Below are 18,188 nucleotides of genomic sequence, written 5' to 3'. Positions count from 1 at the left end.
TGGTGTCGGCTCCAGATTCCGCGAGGCCCCCCGCGGGCGTGGCCCGGGCCGCCGGAGGCACCTGCTCGAAGGGCTCGGGGGAGGATCCGCTGCTCCTGGTCGTCGATCCGGTCGCCCGGCTCACGGACGCCGAGTCCGTACGCATCGCGCGCGACGTGCTGCGTGCGGCGACGCCCGGCCTCAAGCTGTGCCTGCCCGACGATCCCGCGCAGACCCCGCGGCTGCTGGCCCGGTGCGGCAGCAGACGTCCCGTCCTGGTCGGCGACGACCGGGCCCTGCTGCACGCGGTCCGGTATCTGCACGGCGAGCGCGCGCTGGGGGGCACGGCGCTGTCGGTGGTGCCCGTGGGCGACGGCCCCTCGGTCGCCCTGGCGCGCAGCCTCGGACTGCCGCTGGACGCGGTCTCGGCCGCCCGTACGGTGCTGCGCGGCAACCCGCACGCCATGGACCTGCTGGTCGACGACGAGGACGGCGTCGTGCTGGGCGGGGTGCGCACCGAGGCTTCCCCGGCCGTGCGCCCGCCCCGCCGGGAGGAGCACGCCGAGCGGGACGCGGACCGTGCCGGGCAGCTCGCCGGGCAGTGGCGGCGGATGTACCAGGCATTGGCGCGCACGATGCTGGCCCACGGGCGCGGGAGGGCGTCCGGGGAGCGCGGCGGCCTGTCGCCGGCGGCCGCGGGGCGGCCCGTGCCGTCGTCCCCGCCCGCTTCCCGCAGGCCACCGGCGCGCGGCGCCCAGCGGTTGCGGGTGGAGGCGGACGGCGCGGTCGTGGCAGGCCCGGACCGGCCGGTGACGGACGTGACGGTACGGACGACCGGTACCGGCGGGCTCGCCGAGGTGTCCGTCCAGCCGCTGGCGGGCACGCCGCTGCGCGTGCGGGCGCACACCGTCACGGTCTCCGCGCCGGACGGGTTCCCGGGGTTCCGCTACCGCGCCGACGCGGACGCCGACTCCGGCGCTCCGGCGGCCCCGGCCGCGTCGCGCACCTGGACCGTGCTGCCCCGGGCCTGGCATCTGGTGCTTCCGGCGGGGTGAGCCGCTCCGCCTCCGGTCACCCGGGCCTCGGTCTCCCGGGCTCCGGTCACCCGGGCCTCGGTCACTCGGTGCCGGTCATCGGGGATTGCTGTCGGGCGTGCCAGCGGTTGAGCAGGTCCTCCAGACCGGTGCGCATGAACTCGAGGAACTCCGCGCTCTCCCGCACCCGGCGCCCGCCGGGGGTGTCGGCGCCGAGGTCGTCCGCGCCGGTGTTCAGGGTGACCAGCCATCGGCCGAGGACGTGGTCGCGGCTGAGCAGGCTGGTGTACCAGACGTCCTGGTGCAGCATGTAGCGCTCGCGGCGGGAGCCGGGGTCGCGCTGCCGGGAGACCAGTGCGACCTGGGAGAGGTAGCGCACGGCGCCCGAGATGGCGGCGGGGCTGGCCTGCAGCCGGTCGCCGAGTTCGGCGGAGGTGAGGGCGCCCTCCTCGGAGGCGAGCAGGCAGGCGAAGACGCGGGAGGCCATGCGCTGCATGCCCGCCTCGGTGAGGTCGGCGGCGAACCGTTCCACGAAGGGGGAGACCCTCGTGCGGTAGTCCGCCACCTCCTGGTGGTCCGCCGCCTCTTGGCGGTCTTCGGTCGTCCGGCGGTCCTCTGCTGTCCGGTGGTCCTCTGTCGTCCGGTGGTCCGCCGCGGAGTCGTCTGACACGTCTGCCCGTCTCTTCCCGTTCTTCCCGCTCAGGGGCCCTGTGGAAGATCCTAACGCTTCCTTAACTTCACAAATTTGTGAAATGAGCGTAGCTTCCAAACCATGAACGCGTCCACGACCGTGACCGCCCGCCCTTCCGCGGCACCCCCCGGCACGGCGATCTCCGTGTCCGCCCTCGTCAAGAACTTCGGCACGGCCCGCGCCCTGGACGGGCTGGACCTGGAGGTCGCCACCGGCGAGGTGCACGGCTTCCTCGGCCCGAACGGGGCGGGCAAGTCCACCACCCTGCGCGTCCTGCTGGGCCTCCTGCGCGCCGACAGCGGCACCGCGCGGCTGCTCGGCGCCGACCCCTGGCACGACGCGGTGGCCCTGCACCGGCGGCTCGCCTACGTCCCCGGCGACGTCGAGCTGTGGCCCAACCTCACCGGCGGGGAAGCCGTCGATCTGCTCGCGCGGCTGCGCGGCGGCATCGACCCGGCGAAGCGGGCCGAACTGGTCGAGCGTTTCGACCTCGACCCGACCAAGAAGGGCCGCAGCTACTCCAAGGGCAACCGGCAGAAGGTCGCCCTCGTCGCCGCACTCGCCTCGGACGCCGAACTGCTGCTGCTGGACGAACCGACCTCGGGGCTCGACCCGCTGATGGAGGTCGTCTTCCAGGACGTCATCCTCGAGGCGAAGGCCGAGGGCCGCACCGTCCTGCTCTCCAGCCACATCCTGTCCCAGGTCGAGAAGCTCTGCGACCGGGTCAGCATCGTCCGGCTCGGCAGGACCGTGCAGTCCGGGTCGCTCGACGAGATGCGCCACCTCACCCGCACCACCATCGAGGCGGAGACCGACGGCCCGCTCGACGGGCTCCGCGAGCTGCCCGGTGTCCACAACCTGCGGACGGACGGCGGCCGGGCGCACTTCGCCGTCGACGGCGGGCACCTCGATGCCGTCGTACGCCACCTGGGCGGACTCGGTCTCCGCAGCCTCGTCAGCCACCCGCCCACCCTGGAGGAGCTGATGCTGCGGCACTACGGCGACGACCTGACCGGCCGCGGCCACCCCGTACCGCCCCCGGCCGCGGCCGGCTCCGACGCCGGCTCCGACGGTGTGCGGGAAGGCGGCCAGCGATGAGTACCGCGACCCGAGCCGCACCGGCCCGCACCGGGACCGGAGCCGGGCAGGAGGGGCCCGGCGGCGGCGCGCTGACCGGAACCGGCGTACTCCTCCGCTTCGCCCTGCGCCGCGACCGGGTGCGGCTGCCCGTGTGGCTGGCGGCGGTGCTCCTGGTCACCTTCTCCAGCCTCCAGCAGGCCACGGACCTGGCGCCCGACGACCCGGCCGAGGCCGCCGACACGGCCGCCACCCTCGGCGGCCCCGCCATGCTCGCGATGACCGGCCCCGAGCACTACCTGGCCGACCCCACGCCCGCCGCCGTGCTCAGCATGCTGACGCTCGGCTACGCCGCCGTCCTGGTCGGGCTGATGAGCGTGCTGACCGTCGTCCGGCACACCCGCGCCGACGAGGAGACCGGCATCGCCGAACTCCTCCGCTCCGGCGTCGTCGGCCGGCACGCCACGCTCACCGCGGCCCTCGCCACCGCGGCGGCGGCCGACGCGGTGCTCGGCCTGCTGCTCGCGGTCCTGCTGCCCTCCGTCGGCCTCGGCGGCGCCACCGTGGGCGGCGCTCTGCTCTACGGCGCCGCGCTCACCACCGTCGGACTGGTCTTCGCGGGCGTCGCCGCCGTGGCCGTGCAGCTCTCCTCGCACGGCAGAACCGCCTCCGGGATGGCGCTGGCCGCGGTGGGCGCCGCCTACGCGCTGCGGGCCGCGGGCGACGTCGGGCCCGACGCGCTCGCCTGGTGCTCCCCCATCGGCTGGATCCAGCGCGGCTACCCCTTCGCCGACAACCGCTGGTGGCCGCTGCTGCCCGCACTCGCGCTGGCAGCCGGTACCGCCGCCGCCGGGTATCTGCTCAGCACCCGGCGCGACGTGGGCGCCGGACTGCTGCCGCCCCGGACGGGCCGGGCCACAGCCTCCGCGGCCCTGACCCACCCGCTCGGCCTCGCCCTCCGGCTGCACCGCGGACTGTGTGCCGGGTTCGGTGCGGCGCTGCTGGTGCTCGGCGCGATGTACGGCTCGCTCCTCGGCGGCGTCGAGGACATGCTCGCGGACCTGGACGAGGTCCGTGCGGCGCTCACCGAAGCGGGCGGCACGCTGGTCGAGTCGTTCGCCTCCACGGTCCTGCTGATCGTCGCCGTCGTCGCGTCCCTCTTCGTGGTGCTGGTCGCGCTGCGGCCGCGCGCCGAGGAGACCGCCGGGCGCGCCGAACCCCTGCTGGCCACCGGCCTGTCCCGGTCCCGCTGGCTCGCCTCGCATCTGGTGGCCGCACTGGGCGGGGGCACCCTCGTGCTGCTGCTGGGCTCCCTCTCCATGGCCGTGACGGGTGCCGCCGCCACACACGACGGGGACCTGGGTGTACGGCTGCTGGGCGCGGGCCTGGCCTACGCCCCGGCGCTGTGGGTGACCGGCGGGGCCGCCGCCCTGGTGTACGGCTGGGCGCCCCGCGCGGCCCCGCTGGCCTGGGCCGTCCCCGCCTACGGATTCGCCGTCGGCTACCTCGGCAAGCTCCTCGGCCTGCCGGACGTCCTGGGCGACCTCTCCCCCTTCGGCCACGTCCCGCAGCTCCCCGCCGCGGAGCTGCGCTGGACCCCGTTGGTGCTCCTGACGCTGGTGGCCGCCGCCCTGGTCGCCGCCGGGCTGGCGGGGTTCCGGCGCCGGGATCTGGACCCGAAGTAGGACGCGGGGCCCTGGGCCCGGAGCAGGCCGCGGCGGCCGGACGGGACGCGGGTCGGGCGGCGGCGGGTCGGGCGGCGGCGGGTCAGGGTGGCGGCGGGCCCGGCCGGTGCCGGGCCGTCAGGTCTCCGGGTGGAGGGCCGCCATCGCGCCCGAGAGCCGGCGCAGCGCTTCGGCCACCCGGGCGAACTCCTGGTCGCCGCCCAGCTCTTCGCTCAGCCGCCGGGCCAGCTCCGCGTGCCCGGGATCGATACCTGCCACGGCGGTGCGGCCCTCGGCGGTGGGGGCGAGGAGTTTGGCCCGCCGGTGGGCCGGGTTGGGTTCGTACGCCGCGAGGCCCCGCTCGACCAGGAGGTCGGCGATCCGCTGGACGCTCTGCCGGGTGATGCCCATGGTGCGGGCTATCCCGGAGACGGGCAGCGGCTCGCGGAGTACGGCGCCGAGCACCTGCCACCACGCGGCGGTCAGTCCGGCCGGGCGGGCGAGTACCTCGGAGGCGGCGAGGAACTGGCCGTTGAGCCGGAAGACGGCCAGCGCGGTCTCGCTCAGCAGTTCGGTGTCCCGCGGGTGGCCGCCCGTGTCCGCCGCACCGCTCATGCCTGCGCCGCTGCGAACACCGCGTACGCCTCCGGGTCGGAGTGCTGGTACAGCCGGTGGAAGGCGTCCAGCACGGGCGGCTCGAAGACGCCCAGCCGGTTCAGGATCTCGCGGGCGAAGGCGACGGGTTCGGTCGGCCCGGCCGTGATCAGGTCGCGGTCGGTGACGGCGTCGGCGTCGCGGTAGTGCGCGGCGCCCCGGTAGCCGTTGGCGGCGCGCAGGAACTCGGGTGCCGCCGCGGTGTGCGCGCGGTCGTCGAGCAGCCCCTCGTCCGCGAGCCCGTACACGGCTCCGCAGATGGCGGCGACGGGCACGCCCTCGTGCAGGAACTCCCGTGCGGTGTAGGCGAACGCGCTGAGTGCGCCGCTCGTCCAGGTGTCGGCGCCGGGCAGGATCAGCATGCCGCTGTCGAGGGGGCGCAGGCCGTCCAGCGTCAGATCCGGCTCGATGCGCAGCCCGCCTTTGGTGGTGACGGGGGCGCCGGTCAGGCCGACGGTGCGTACGCCGCCGGGGATGTGGGCGACGGCGTGCCCGTACTCCCAGTCGGCGAGGGTGTCGTACACGGCGAGGTGAACGGTCATGGCGGCCTCCACGGGCGCTCGATGCGATGACAGTATTCTGTCGCGATGACAGAATGCTGTCAATCTCCCAATCTCCCAATCTCCTCGGTCGCCCGCACCACGCCCGCCCCGGCCGGGCTCCCCGGCCGGATCCACCTGCCGGGGACCCGGTCGAGCGCCCCGGGCGGCGGCCCTGGGCGACCCCGGGTGTCCCGAGGCTCTCCGGGTTCCCCGCGTGCTTCCGGGCACGCCGAGCGGTGAGCCGGGGTCCGCGCGGGGACGAAGGGCGGCTCCCGCTCGTTGTCCGAGTCGGCGACCCCCGCTCGCCGGCGACAGCGACACCCGTACGACGCACCGACGCACCGCACTCCGTGCCCGCACCGACGCGCCTGCCACTGCCGCTCACCCGAGGGAGACCGCCCGATGACTGCGTCCACGCCGTCCACGCCGTCCACGCCGTCTGCGCCGTCTGCGCCGTCTGCGCCGTCTGCGCCGTCTGCGCCGCCCCGCATCCCGGCAGCACCCGCCGCCCCCGCTCACGCCGTGCCTGCGGCGCCGGTCCGCAGCGGCCGCATCCGGGTCGCTCCCGCCGCCCGTGCCCTCGCCCGGGCCGCGCTGGCCGCCCGCCCGGTCGGCCTGCAGGACGTGCCCGCCGGAGCCCGGCTGCTGGACCGGTACGCGCGCTGCTACCTCGTACCCGCCCGGACGTTCCTGGAGGTGGCGGCCGACCTGACCGCACCTGACCGGGACGGGCCGTTCCGGGCCCTGTCCGTCGGCGGCCGCCGGTGGTTCCGCTACCGCTCGGTCTACTACGACACCCCCGGGCTGCGCGCCTACCACGACCACCGGCGGGGGCTCCCGCAGCGCTGCAAGATCCGCGAGCGGCTGTACCAGGACACCGGGGAGCGGCAGTTCGAGATCAAGGTGAAGGGCAGCCGCGGCCAGACCGTCACCCATCGCCGTCGCCTCGCGGACGGCGCCCCGGCGCTGGACGAGGTCTCGCGCGGGTTCCTGGCCCGGACGCTCTCGGGCGCCTACGGCCCGGACTTCGAGGTGCCCCGGGACCTCACACCCTGCTTCACGACCGAGTACACCCGTGCGACATTCGTCGCCGAGGGCGGACGGATCACCGCCGACTCGGACATCGTCTGCCGCGACGCGGCGGGCGGCGAGGTGCGCGCGGTCCGCGATCTCGTCCTCGTCGAGACCAAGTCGCACGGCCACCACCCGACGCCGGCCGACCTCCTCCTCCACCAGCGCGGCCACCGCGCCGCCGACTTCACCAAGTACGCGGCGCTGGCCGCCCTGAACCGGTCGCTGCCCGCACACCGCTGGCACCACGCACTGCGGGAGACCTTCCCGGCGACGGTGTGACCCGGCTCCGGGCCCGGCTCCGGGCCCGGCTCCGGCCCTGGCCCCGCCGACGGCGGTGCCGGCTCCGGCTCCGGGGCCGCGGCGGGGCAGGTGCGGCCGCTCAGGCCGGCAGCGGCCGCTCGTGCACCACGTGCTTCATCACCAGCGTGGAGCTCAGCCGCTGGACGCCGGGCAGGGTGGCGAGGTTCTCGTCGTAGAGCCGCTGGAAGGCGGGCAGGTCGGCGGTGATGACGCGGAGCAGGTAGTCGGGGTCGCCGAACAGCCGCTGGGCCTGGACGACCTGGGGCAGCTCGGTCAGGGCCTGCTCGAAGGCGGAGATGGTGGTGCGGTCCTCCTGGCGCATGGTGACGAAGACGAGCGCGTCGAAGGTCAGCCCCACCGCGTCGGAGTCGACCACGGCACGGTAGCCGCGGATGGCGCCGCTGCGTTCCAGCTCGCGCAGCCGCCGGTGGCACGGGGAGAGGCTGAGCCCCACCCGTGCGGCCAGCTCGGTGACCGTCAGCCGGCCGTCGTTCTGGAGCTCCGCAAGAATCTGCCGATCCATGTCGTCCATGGGGAAGATTATTCCACCTGGAGCGTCCCAGGCGATGATTCTGGGGAGCACTTTCGGGGCTGAACTTCCTATTGTTTCTCCCGCAATCCCGTCAGAGCGGAAGGGACCGCCCCATGGCTGCCAGTTCCATAGCCGCGTTTTTCGCCCTCTCCTTCCTCCTCGTCCTCGTCCCGGGCGCGGACTGGGCGTTCACCATCACCTCCGGGCTGCGGGACCGGTCGGTGGTGCCCGCCGTCGGCGGGCTGATGCTGGGCTATGTGGGGCTGACGGCCGTGGTCGTGGCGGGCGTGGCCGCGCTGGTCGCCCGCACGCCCGGGGTGCTGACGTCGCTCACCGCACTCGGTGCCGGGTATCTGGTCTGGCTCGGCGCGACGACGTTCGCCGGGGCGAAGGAGGCCGGGCTGCCGCAGGCCGACGACGAGAGCAGCGCCACCGCCGCGGCCGCCCGCTCCCGGGTGCTCAAGGGCGCCGGTGTCAGCGGACTGAACCCCAAGGCGCTGCTGCTCTACGTCGCGCTGCTGCCGCAGTTCGCCGACCAGCACGGGCAGTGGCCGCTCGCCCTCCAGATCGGGCTCCTGGGGCTGCTGCACATGTGCACGGCCGGGGCCGTCTACCTGGGCCTGGGCTCGCTGGCGCGCACCGTGCTGCGGGCCCGGCCGACCGCGGCCCGCCTCGTCACCCGGCTCTCCGGCGTCGCGATGATCCTGCTGGGTGCCCTGCTGCTGGTGGAGCAGCTTCCCCACTGAGCAGTTTCCCACTGAGCGGTTTCCCCACTGGGCAGCTTCGGCACTGAGCAGCTTCCCCACCGAGCGGCTTCGGCACCGAGCGGCCCCGGGTCTGCTGCGGCCTGTCCCGCGTGCGGAAGACTTCCGCCCTCCCTGCGTCCGGTCGGGGAGGGCGACATTACGCTGGCTGTCATCCTTCCGGGGGCCTCCCCGCCCGGAAGGCGTCCGTCCTGGGCCGGACGGGCACCACGCGAGCGAACCGAGGTACCGATCGTGACGACGCACCACCCCTCGTCGGACACCCCCGCCACCCCCGCCACCCCCGTCACCTCGACTGTCCCGGACCCGGCCGCCGGGCGGGCGGTCCGCGAGGCCGACCGGGCCCATGTGTTCCACTCCTGGTCGGCCCAGGGGCTGATAGACCCTCCGGCGGTCGCGGGCGCCGAGGGCTCCCACTTCTGGGACTACGAGGGGAAGCGGTACCTCGACTTCACCAGCGGCCTCGTCTTCACCAACATCGGCTATGCGCACCCCAAGGTCGTCACCGCGGTCCAGGAGCAGGCGGCGAAGATGTGCACCTTCGCGCCCGCCTTCGCGATCGAGGCGCGCTCCGAGGCGGCCCGGCTGATCGCCGAGCGGACCCCCGGCGACCTCGACAAGATCTTCTTCACCAACGGCGGCGCCGACGCGGTCGAGCACGCGATCCGGATGGCCCGGCTGCACACCGGCCGCCCCAAGGTGCTCTCCGCCTACCGCTCGTACCACGGCGGCACCCAGCAGGCGATCAACCTCACCGGCGACCCGCGCCGCTGGGCGTCCGACAGCGGTACGGCGGGCGTCGTGCACTTCCACGGGCCGCACCTCTACCGCACCCCGTTCTACGCCGAGACCGAGGAGCAGGAGTGCGAGCGCGCGCTGGCACACCTGGAGCAGACCCTCGCGTACGAGGGCCCGCAGACCGTCGCCGCCGTCATCCTGGAGACCGTCCCCGGCACCGCCGGGATCATGATGCCGCCGCCCGGCTATCTGGCGGGGGTCCGGGAGATCTGCGACAAGTACGGCGTCGTCCTCGTGCTGGACGAGGTGATGGCGGGCTTCGGCCGCACCGGCACCTGGTTCGCGGCCGACCTCTACGGCGTCGTACCCGATCTGCTGACCTTCGCCAAGGGCGTCAACTCCGGTTATGTGCCGCTCGGCGGAGTGGCGATCTCCGGGAAGATCGCCGAGACGTTCGACCAGCGCCCCTACCCGGGCGGCCTCACCTACTCCGGCCATCCGCTGGCCTGCGGTGCCGCCGTCGCGACGCTCCGCACCATGGCCGAGGAGGGCATCGTCGAGCATGCCGCGCGACTCGGCGAGACCGTCATCGGCCCGGCCCTGCGGGAGATGGCAGCCCGCCACCCCTCGGTCGGCGAGGTGCGCGGCACCGGCGTCTTCTGGGCCCTCGACCTGGTGCGCGACCAGGAGACCCGGGAGCCCCTCGTGCCCTACAACGCCTCCGGTGCGGACAACGCGCCGATGGCGGAGTTCGCCGCCGCGGCCAAGCGCGGCGGCCTGTGGCCGTTCGTGAACATGAACCGCACCCATGTCGTCCCGCCGTGCAACATCACCGAGGCCGACCTCAAGGAGGGGCTGAGCGTGCTGGACGAGGCCCTGACCGCGGCCGACGCGCACACCACGGCGGGCACCGGCGGCGCTGCGGCGGGCGCGGGGAGCACAGGGGAGTGATCAAACGCAGCACCCTGCGCTCGCAGATCGCCGTCGCGCTGCGCGACGAGATCCTGGCCGGCCGGCTCGCCACCGGCCGGGACTTCACCGTCAAGGAGATCGCCGAGCAGTACGGCGTCTCCGCTACGCCCGTGCGGGAGGCGCTGGTCGATCTCGCGGCACAGGGGCTGCTGGACGTGGAGCAGCATCGCGGCTTCCGCGTGCACGAGTTCACGCTGGCCGACTACCGGGCCATGTGCGAGGCGCGGGAACTCGTCGTCGACGGGGTGTTCCGGGGCGTCGAGGGAGCCGCCGAGGGGGCCGCCGAAGCGCCGGACGGTGCGCTGCGGGGCGCGGCGTCCGCGCCCGCCGGCGGCGAGGCCGTCTCCTCCGGAGGCGAGGCGGTCTCCGTCGGCCGGGCGGTCGCCCGCCGCGCCTTCGGCGGCCTGGGGCCCGAGGTGGTGCGGTCCGTGCGCCGCCGCGCCGACGCGGCCGAACGCGCGGCCCGCGCCGGGGACCTGGACGTACTGATCGCCTACGACCTGCGGTACTGGCGGGAGTTGAGCGGGCTGCTGGGCAACCCTTACGTCTGCGACTTCCTCGACCGGCTCCGCGTCCAGTGCTGGGTCTACGCCGTCCCGGTCCTGCGCCGCCACGCCTCGCTGCGCGGCCGCCTGTGGTCGGGGCACAACGCCTTGCTGGACGCCGTCGAGTCGGGGGACGCGCGGGCGGCCCGTGAGGTCGTCGCCGCCTACAACCGGCACGCGCTGGCCCAGGTGGGCGCGGACGGGGCGGCGCCGCCGCCCGAGGGGGAGCCCGGAGGGGAATGAGCCCGGCCCGGCGCCGGGCCGCCGCCGGGGGACGCCGTCGGGGCGCCGGGAGCCGCCCGGGGCGCCGTCGGTGCGCACCCCCGCCCCCGGCCCCGCATGCGCCGGACGGGGGACGGGCGGCAGGGGACCGCACTACGCTGGGCGCAGGCAGGTCCCTGACGGTATTGGAGCGCCCCTTGGCCTGTGACCTCTGGCTCGTACCCCTCGTCGACGTGCTGTGCCACAGCCCCGACAACCCCTTCTCCGAAGAGATCGCCACCTACGACAGGGTGCTCACCGAGGCAGGACTGCCCACGGTTCCCGTGTTCGGCTACATGCCGGGCCTCTCCGGCGACGTGGCCCCGGTCGCGGGCTTCGACTACGAGGCGCTGCACTGCCTGCGCCGCGCTCATCTGCTGCTGGCCTCCGGTCTGGAGGTGGCGCCGGTGGGGGAGTTGGGCAGCGACTACGAGCAGCTCCTGGAGATGTTCGAGCAGACCGCGCAGCAGTCCCACCTGGTGTGGCACTACGACCACGCGGGCGTCTACATCCCGGTGGACTTCCAGGCGCCGCTCTACGACGACGAGTTGCTGGAGGGGAGCGGGCCGCTGGGCTCCAGCCACGGCCTGCTGCGCGAGCTGCAGGCGCTGGGGCCGCACTTGGGGATCGATCCCGGCAATCCGCCGCCCGCGCCCGCCGCGCCGCTGCACCCCACCGACCTGGACGAGCCCGCGGCCTCGGCCGCCATCGGTTACGAGGACGGCACTCCGTTCGGCCGGGAGCGGCACGTGTGGCTGAGCCTGCACGCCGCCGTGACCCGCAGCCTGGCCCAGGGGTCGATGATCGTCTTCGGCTGACGGGGCGCGGTCGGTCAGCCGCCGGTCCGCTGCCGGACTTCCACCGGTCAGCGGCCGGGGACTCCGGGAGCGCCGGTCAGCCGCCCGGGGGCCGCTGGCGGGGCATGGTGGCCCAGCCCGCGGTCCCGTTGGGCGGCGGCATGCGGCGCGCCGGCGCGCCCCGTGCGCCGGGCACCGCGCCCTGCGGGGCCAGCAGGAGCGGGGAGCCCGAGGTGCGGAAGGCGACCATCCAGTCGACCGTCTCGGCCCGCACCGTCTCGTTCACGTCGTCCGAGAACCGGCGGAGCACCGCCAGGGAGCGCTCCGCCGCCTCACCGGCCGTGCCCTCGGCCGGGCCGAGGACCTCGCGGACGTTCTCCGCGGCCCACTCGTACCGCAGTGCCTCAAGGCGCCGGTGCAGTGCCAGCGCCGCGGCCACGTCCCGCATCCAGCCGGAGGTCAGGCCGAGCCAGCGGTCGGCGAGGGCGCAGCCGGCCGCGCCGAGCAGGGCCAGATAGCCGAGGTGGCCGGACCTCTCCTGCACCAGGGCGATCCCGGCCAGGTCGGCGAGCGGCAGCATCGCCCCCACGCAGCTCCCGGCCACGACGCCGCCGCGCAGCAAGCGGGCCCAGCGGCGTTTGCGCACACGGTCGGCCAGATACCACTCGACGAGCCGCATGGCTTCCTGCTCGACCCACTGGTACAGCTCTTCCAGGCGTTCGGCGGGCTCGTTCCAGTCCCCGGACGGGAACCCCCGCCCCAGCAGATCGGGCTGCTTGACCCGCTTCACCCATGCTCCTTCGACGACGCGTCCGGCAGCCCGGCGTTCGGTCGGACCGCCCAATTCATACCGCCGAAAGTGGGACCTCACCGACGATCCGCGCGGAATTCCCCCCGGAAGTGGCGGTCTGTCGGGTATAGGAGCGACGCTGTGCCCCCCGTCGTCACTCGTAAGGGCCGCACGGGGGCGGCCGCGCGGGCCGCTAGGGTTGGCCGCGTGAGGATTCTGGTCATTGGCGGCGGTGCCCGCGAACACGCAATCTGTCGCTCGCTCTCCCTCGACCCCGAGGTCGTCGCGGTGCACTGCGCGCCCGGCAACGCCGGGACGGCCGAGGTGGCCACGCCGCACGCGGTGGACGTGCTGGACGGCGCCGCGGTCGCCGCACTCGCCGCCTCCGACGAGGTCCGCGCCGACCTGGTCGTCGTCGGCCCCGAGGCGCCGCTGGTCGGGGGAGTCGCCGACGCGGTCCGTGCGCGGGGCATCCCCGTCTTCGGCCCGTCCGCCGAGGCCGCCGTGCTGGAGGGCTCCAAGGCGTTCGCCAAGGAGGTCATGGCCGGGGCCGGGGTCCCGACGGCGCGCAGCTACGTGTGCACCGGGCCCGAGGAGGCCGACGCGGCGCTGGACGCGTTCGGCCCGCCCTACGTGGTCAAGGACGACGGCCTCGCCGCGGGCAAGGGCGTCGTGGTGACCGACGACATCGAGGAGGCGCGCGCCCACGCGCGCGCCTGCGGTGGCGCCGTCGTCGTCGAGGAGTTCCTGGACGGCCCGGAGGTCTCCCTCTTCGCGGTGACCGACGGCGAGACCGTGGTGCCGCTGCAGCCCGCGCAGGACTTCAAGCGTGCCTACGACGCCGACGAGGGCCCCAACACTGGCGGGATGGGCGCCTACTCGCCGCTGCCGTGGGCGGACCCGAAGCTGGTGGACGAGGTCGTGGCCACGGTTCTGGAGCCGACGGTCAACGAACTGCGCCGCCGGGGCACGCCCTTCTCCGGGCTGCTCTACGCGGGCCTGGCGCTCACCTCGCGCGGAGTGCGCGTCATCGAGTTCAACGCCCGGTTCGGCGACCCGGAGACGCAGGCCGTCCTCGCCCGGCTCCGTACACCGCTGGGCGGCCTGCTGTACGCGGCGGCCACCGGCACGCTCGCCGACTTCCCGGCACTGCGCTGGAGCGACGGCGCGGCGGTCACCGTCGTGGTCGCGGCGCACGGGTATCCGGCCGAGCCCCGCAAGGGCGATGTCGTCGAGGGGCTGGCCGAGATCGTCCAGGAGGACGGTCCGGGCGCCTACGTGCTGCACGCGGGCACCAGGGCCGACGCGGACGGCACGGTGCGCAGCGCGGGCGGCCGGGTCCTGTCGGTCACCGCGACCGGGACCGATCTGGCCGAGGCGCGCGAGCGGGCGTACACGGCCGTGGGGCGTATCCGGCTGGCGGGTTCGCACCACCGCACGGACATCGCGGAGCGGGCCGCCGCCGAGGCGGCCGCGGCCGACTGAGCGGCCCGAAAGCGCCCACGGGTGCCTCGAAGGCCCGAGGTGCCCGAAGGTTCCAGGCGCCCCGAAGGTTCCAGGTGCCCCGAAGGTTCCAGGTGCCCGAAGGCTCCAGGCGCAGGTGCTCCAGGCGCTTCGGAACGCCCAGGAGCCTCCCGGAACGCCCGGGTGCGTTCCGGCGGTGAGGGGGCGTCGGGGAAGTCGCGTGCGCCGGGGCGCGGCTCTGCATACCGGCATACTTGCGGCTCATATATCTCCCGCCTTCGCCGGGCAAGAGCTCTCCCCAAAGCCATTCCATCGAGTGAGCGCGTCCGCTACCGGCTGACGCCCGCTGAGGCCCCGACTAGGGTGCCGCACAACTGCCGTGAAGCCGTCACCAGGGCTGCGCGGGCGGTGCGCGGGCGGGGTCCGGCCGACTGCGGGGCGTCGCGCCGACTGCCCGGGGAACCGTCCGTCGACTGGCGCAGCGCGTATTGCGGTGTCGGAGCGCGGTGACACAGTGGGTGGAGGCCGGAGAGCCCGGTTGCGGACCCGAAGGTGCGGGGGTGAGACGTGCGCGGTGCAGGTGGTCTTGGTCCCGGCAGACGAGCACGGGCGCGTTCCGCGCGCGCCCACGCCCTCGCCGTGCTGCGGGTGCGCAGCACCGTGCTCGCCCTGGCGCTGCTCCCGGCCGCCGCCGCGGTGATCCTCTGGGCGGGGCGCACGACGGGGCAGTTCGGCCCCGGCTGGGAGACGGCGCGCTGGTCCGTGAGCGGGTTCGCCGTCGCCGTTCTGGCCTGCGCCGCGGTCGCCGGGCTCGCCATCGCCCGGGGCCGGCCGGCCGTGTCCCCGACGGTGCCGGTCGAGGAGCACGCGGCCCCCGGCCTGCACGCGCTGGTCCGCGATCTCGCGGACCGGCTCGAAGTCCCCGCGCCCTCCGCCATCGCGCTCACCCCGGACTGCGACAGCTGGCTGGAGGACCGCACCCACGCGCGCGCGGGCGGCGCGCGTGGCGCGGCCCCCGTACTGGTCATCGGCTCCCCGTTCCTGTGGTGGATGCGCGTCCCCGAACTGCGCGCGCTGCTGGCCCCGGTGGTCGCCGGAACCGGCCCCTCCGCCCACCCCGACATAGCGGCGGCCCGCCGGGTCGTCCGAGGACTGGACGCGGCCGTGGCCAACGCCGAGCGCCCCGCGGCTCCGTGGAGCAGCGGCCCGGCGGCGGACGGGCCCGGCGCACCCGCGGTCCGGGCTCCCGGGGTGCGCGCGCGGGTGGTGCGCGGATGCGCGGCATCGCTGCGCCGCGCGGTGCACCGTGCGGTGGGGCCGGTCGCCCGGCTGATGCTCCGTGCCGCCGGTCCGCACGCCGCCGCGATGGAGCAGGGCGTCGCCGCTGCCGCCGCCGACCGTGCCCAGGCCGTCGACCAGGGGTTGCGGGTCGCGGCGCAGGAGCAGGTCGGCCTCGCCTACGCCGGCTGGGACCGGCTGCTGACCCGGGTGGCGCTGCCCGCCTGGCGGCTCGGCCTGTGGCCCACCCGGCTTGACGCCGGGGTGGTCTCGGCGCTGACCGAGCTGTCCCGCCGCGACCGGCTCGCGGCGGGCTTCACCTCGCGGCTCGGCGAACGTCCCGCCTGCGACCTGCTGAAGGAGCCGGGCAGCACGGACGGCGCCGTCTCGCTGCTCGCCGCCCGCCTCTTCCTGGGGGCGCGCCCTCCGGTGCCCGCGGCGCACGGGGCGGCGCCGGAGTGGACGCCGGTGGACTGGGCGGCGTACCCGGAGGAGGTCGTCGACCGCATCTGGCGCACGGAGGCCGCCCGCCTCTTCGCCGCGCTGGACGCCCTCGGCCCCCCGGAGCCGGTGGGTGCTTCCCGGTCGGCCGGGAGTGCCGCGGCGCCGGCTTCCGCGGTGCCGGTCGGCCGTTCGCTGAAGGAGTCCGCCTTCGCACCGCCGCCCGCTGCGCCCGGCTCGCCGTCGCCGCACGGGGGCGGACCGTCCGGTGGGGCGTCCGGTGGGGCGTCCGCCGGGGAGGCGGGCCCGGAGTGGGCGGGGCCCACCCTGGCACGGGTGCTCGACAGGTTCACCGCGGCGGGCGGAACCGACGCGTTGGCAGCGCGTATCAGTGCGGAAGTGGCGCGTGAGGAGTCGGCGAGCGCCCCCGGTGGCCTCGGTGCGAGCCCCGGCGCGGAGCCCCCGCCGGGCACCGGCGGTGCGCATCTCGCGCCCTTGGCCCCGATGGGACTGCCGCTGCAGCCGCCGCGGAGCGGCAAGGAACTGCTGGCCGACCACGTCACCGCCGCCGTCTGCTGCGCCGCCGTCGACACGGCGGGTGCCGTACCGGGGCTGGACTGGCTGGACGGACCGGCACTCTACGTCGACGGCGAGCGCGCGGGCGAGCTGCCGGCGCTGGTGCTCGCCCTCGTCGAGGACGGTGAGGCGGTGGGGCTGCGGGACTGGCTGGCGGCGGCCGGGGTGCGGCCGGAGAAGCCCGTGCGGCTGGTCTGAAGATCATCTCCAGCCATTTAGCGACGAAGGGTGACCACACCCTTGCGTAATGTGATGTGCTGTCTGCCGTCACACCGGGCGCAGCGAGGGTACGGGGAGGGAGCAGCCATGGGAACCGAGCGGACCGGACAGCCCGTACGGGAAGCCGAGCGGACCGAGCAGCAGCCCGCGTCACTCGTGCACGAGGCAGCCGAGCCGACCGAGCAGACCGAGCCGACCCGGCGCTGGGAGTCGGGGGCGCTGGCGCACGCCGTGACCGATCCCTTCGGCCAGGGCCCCCTGCCCTGGCTGCGGGTGAGTGAGAACTACTTCGAGAACGGCCGTCTCGTCCCCTGGTACGTGGACTGCGTCGATCCGGCCCCCGGCCAGACCTCCCGCACCCCGGAACTGGTGCGGGAGCTGGCGGGCGGCGGCCAGACCGTCCCCCGCCCCCGGACCCGCGGCCTCTCCAGCAGCGCCCCGCCCGCGGCGGACGACGTGCGCTGCCAGATCAAGGGATTCGCCTCGGCGGCCGGCGGCACCCCGCCCGGCGAGTCCCTCGACTTCCGGATCACCGTCAATCCGCCGCAGCCCTTCAGTGCCGACGTCTACCGGATCGGCCACTACGGCGGCGCGGGCGCCACCAAGATCACCACCAGTCCGCGGCTGTCCGGCATCATGCAGCCCGCGCCGCTCACCGCCGAACGCACCGTCTCCTGCCACCACTGGTGGCTCTCCTGGCGCCTCCAGATCCCCGACTACTGGTCCACCGGCGCCTACGTCGCCGTCCTGACCACGGCCGACGGACACCGCTCGCACATCCCCTTCACCGTCCGCGACCGCGACCCGGCCGATCTGCTCCTGATCCTCCCGGACGTGACGTGGCAGGCGTACAACCTCTTCCCCGAGGACGGCCGCACCGGCGCCAGCCTCTACCACGCCTGGGACGAGGAGGGGCGGCTGATCGGCGAGAGCGAGGCGGCGATGACCGTCTCGTTCGACCGCCCCTACGCCGGCTCCGGCCTCCCCCTGCACGTCGGGCACGCCTACGACTTCATCCGCTGGGCGGAGCGGTACGGCTACGACCTGGCCTACGCCGACACCCGCGACCTGCACGCCGGGCACATCGACCCCACCCGCTACCGGGCCCTGGTCTTCCCCGGCCACGACGAGTACTGGTCCGTCCCGATGCGCCGGGCGGTCGAACGCGCCCGGGACAGCGGCACGTCACTGGTCTTCCTCTCCGCCAACACCATGTACTGGCAGGTCGAACTCGAAGCGCTGCCCTCCGGCGCCGCCGACCGGCTGCTGACCTGCCGAAAACGGCGCGGGCCCGGGCGCCCCGCACTCTGGCGCGAGCAGGGCGAGCCCGAGCAGGCGCTGCTGGGCATCCAGTACGCCGGACAGGTCGCCGAGCCCTACCCGCTGATCGTCCGCAACGCCGACCACTGGCTGTGGGCGGCAACCGAGGCGCACGAGGGCGACGAACTGCCCGGTCTCGTCGCGGGCGAGGCCGACCGCTACTTCCCGCGTACCGTGCTGCCCCAGCACACCTCCCGGATCCTGCTGGCGCACTCCCCCTACCGCGACCGCGGCGGCGCGCTCCGCCACCAGGAGACCTCGCTCTACCGCGCACCCTCCGGCGCGCTGGTCTTCTCCTCCGGCTCCTTCGCGTGGTCCCCCGCCCTGGACCGCCCCGGCTACATCGACACCAGAGTCCAGCGCGCCACCAGCAACCTCCTGGACCGCATCTGCAGCAGGGAGTGACCGCCGCGGGCGCCCGCACGGCTCGCCGCCGGGCCCGTGCGCGCCGGTGCCCGGACCCGCCGCGGGCCTGC

Annotated in this window: 16 protein-coding genes; 11 read left to right on the top strand and 5 right to left on the bottom strand. The window is 75.1% G+C overall.

The features are described from left to right. Positions 1-2 precede the first annotated feature (2 nt). Positions 3-1,034 (top strand): diacylglycerol kinase family protein, encoded by a 1,032-nt coding sequence (locus BMX65_RS05055; protein WP_398761182.1) that lies wholly within the window; start codon positions 3-5, stop codon positions 1,032-1,034. Between the two features lie 61 nt (positions 1,035-1,095). Here the strand turns inward: BMX65_RS05055 and BMX65_RS05050 are convergent, their stop codons facing one another. Next, positions 1,096-1,683: a GbsR/MarR family transcriptional regulator gene (locus BMX65_RS05050; RefSeq protein WP_239502028.1), complete on the bottom strand. Its 588-nt coding sequence runs from the start codon at positions 1,681-1,683 to the stop codon at positions 1,096-1,098. Between the two features lie 102 nt (positions 1,684-1,785). Here BMX65_RS05050 and BMX65_RS05045 point away from each other — a divergent pair, with 102 nt between their 5' ends. Together BMX65_RS05045 and BMX65_RS05040 are read left to right on the top strand one after the other, a co-directional pair. Then, positions 1,786-2,802: an ABC transporter ATP-binding protein gene (locus BMX65_RS05045; RefSeq protein WP_074998933.1), complete on the top strand. Its 1,017-nt coding sequence runs from the start codon at positions 1,786-1,788 to the stop codon at positions 2,800-2,802. Then, on the top strand, positions 2,799-4,466 hold the full coding sequence (locus tag BMX65_RS05040; protein WP_074998932.1) for an ABC transporter permease: 1,668 nt from the start codon (positions 2,799-2,801) through the stop codon (positions 4,464-4,466). The genes BMX65_RS05045 and BMX65_RS05040 overlap by 4 nt, the downstream gene beginning before the upstream one ends. Positions 4,467-4,583: 117 nt before the next feature. On the opposite strand, the gene BMX65_RS05035 is transcribed toward BMX65_RS05040, so the two are convergent. After that, on the bottom strand, positions 4,584-5,060 hold the full coding sequence (locus BMX65_RS05035) for a MarR family winged helix-turn-helix transcriptional regulator (RefSeq protein ID WP_074998931.1): 477 nt from the start codon (positions 5,058-5,060) through the stop codon (positions 4,584-4,586). Then, positions 5,057-5,641 (bottom strand): DJ-1/PfpI family protein, encoded by a 585-nt coding sequence (locus BMX65_RS05030; protein WP_074998930.1) that lies wholly within the window; start codon positions 5,639-5,641, stop codon positions 5,057-5,059. Before BMX65_RS05030 ends, BMX65_RS05035 begins: the two co-directional genes overlap by 4 nt. Before the next feature lie 522 nt (positions 5,642-6,163). Between BMX65_RS05030 and BMX65_RS05025 the strand changes: the two genes are divergently transcribed. Next, positions 6,164-6,994, top strand: coding sequence for a polyphosphate polymerase domain-containing protein (locus BMX65_RS05025; protein ID WP_079171700.1), 831 nt, complete (start codon positions 6,164-6,166; stop codon positions 6,992-6,994). A 100-nt stretch (positions 6,995-7,094) separates the two neighbouring features. Here the strand turns inward: BMX65_RS05025 and BMX65_RS05020 are convergent, their stop codons facing one another. Next, positions 7,095-7,547 carry an Lrp/AsnC family transcriptional regulator gene (locus BMX65_RS05020; RefSeq protein WP_074998929.1) on the bottom strand — a complete coding sequence of 151 codons (453 nt, stop codon included), beginning with the start codon at positions 7,545-7,547 and terminating at the stop codon, positions 7,095-7,097. Positions 7,548-7,660: 113 nt separating this feature from the next. On the opposite strand from BMX65_RS05020, the gene BMX65_RS05015 reads away from it, so the two are divergent. The 4 genes from BMX65_RS05015 to BMX65_RS05000 all read left to right on the top strand — a co-directional run bounded on the left by BMX65_RS05015 (position 7,661) and on the right by BMX65_RS05000 (position 11,645). Continuing rightward, complete coding sequence (locus BMX65_RS05015; protein ID WP_074998928.1) at positions 7,661-8,293, top strand: LysE family translocator; 633 nt, start codon at positions 7,661-7,663, stop codon at positions 8,291-8,293. 366 nt (positions 8,294-8,659) lie between these two features. Next, positions 8,660-10,000, top strand: coding sequence for an aspartate aminotransferase family protein (locus BMX65_RS05010; protein ID WP_239502060.1), 1,341 nt, complete (start codon positions 8,660-8,662; stop codon positions 9,998-10,000). Continuing rightward, positions 9,997-10,809 (top strand): GntR family transcriptional regulator, encoded by an 813-nt coding sequence (locus tag BMX65_RS05005; RefSeq protein WP_074998926.1) that lies wholly within the window; start codon positions 9,997-9,999, stop codon positions 10,807-10,809. The genes BMX65_RS05010 and BMX65_RS05005 overlap by 4 nt, the downstream gene beginning before the upstream one ends. A 176-nt stretch (positions 10,810-10,985) precedes the next feature. Beyond that, positions 10,986-11,645 (top strand): hypothetical protein, encoded by a 660-nt coding sequence (locus tag BMX65_RS05000; RefSeq protein ID WP_074998925.1) that lies wholly within the window; start codon positions 10,986-10,988, stop codon positions 11,643-11,645. A 76-nt stretch (positions 11,646-11,721) separates the two neighbouring features. On the opposite strand, the gene BMX65_RS04995 is transcribed toward BMX65_RS05000, so the two are convergent. Beyond that, positions 11,722-12,414, bottom strand: coding sequence for an SLATT domain-containing protein (locus tag BMX65_RS04995; protein WP_074998924.1), 693 nt, complete (start codon positions 12,412-12,414; stop codon positions 11,722-11,724). A gap of 207 nt (positions 12,415-12,621) precedes the next feature. Between BMX65_RS04995 and purD the strand changes: the two genes are divergently transcribed. From purD to BMX65_RS04980, 3 genes are all read left to right on the top strand, one after another. Next, on the top strand, positions 12,622-13,899 hold the full coding sequence (gene purD / locus BMX65_RS04990; protein WP_074998923.1) for a phosphoribosylamine--glycine ligase: 1,278 nt from the start codon (positions 12,622-12,624) through the stop codon (positions 13,897-13,899). Positions 13,900-14,445: 546 nt separating this feature from the next. Further along, positions 14,446-16,371 carry a hypothetical protein gene (locus BMX65_RS04985; RefSeq protein WP_074998922.1) on the top strand — a complete coding sequence of 642 codons (1,926 nt, stop codon included), beginning with the start codon at positions 14,446-14,448 and terminating at the stop codon, positions 16,369-16,371. Between the two features lie 108 nt (positions 16,372-16,479). Then, on the top strand, positions 16,480-18,117 hold the full coding sequence (locus tag BMX65_RS04980; protein ID WP_239502027.1) for a N,N-dimethylformamidase beta subunit family domain-containing protein: 1,638 nt from the start codon (positions 16,480-16,482) through the stop codon (positions 18,115-18,117). The last annotated feature ends 71 nt before the right edge of the window (positions 18,118-18,188 follow it).

Origin of the sequence: Streptomyces qinglanensis, assembly GCF_900111245.1 — a bacterium.
Classification (GTDB): Bacteria; Actinomycetota; Actinomycetes; order Streptomycetales; family Streptomycetaceae; genus Streptomyces; species Streptomyces qinglanensis.
This window is presented reverse-complemented; position numbering and strand designations above follow the sequence as displayed.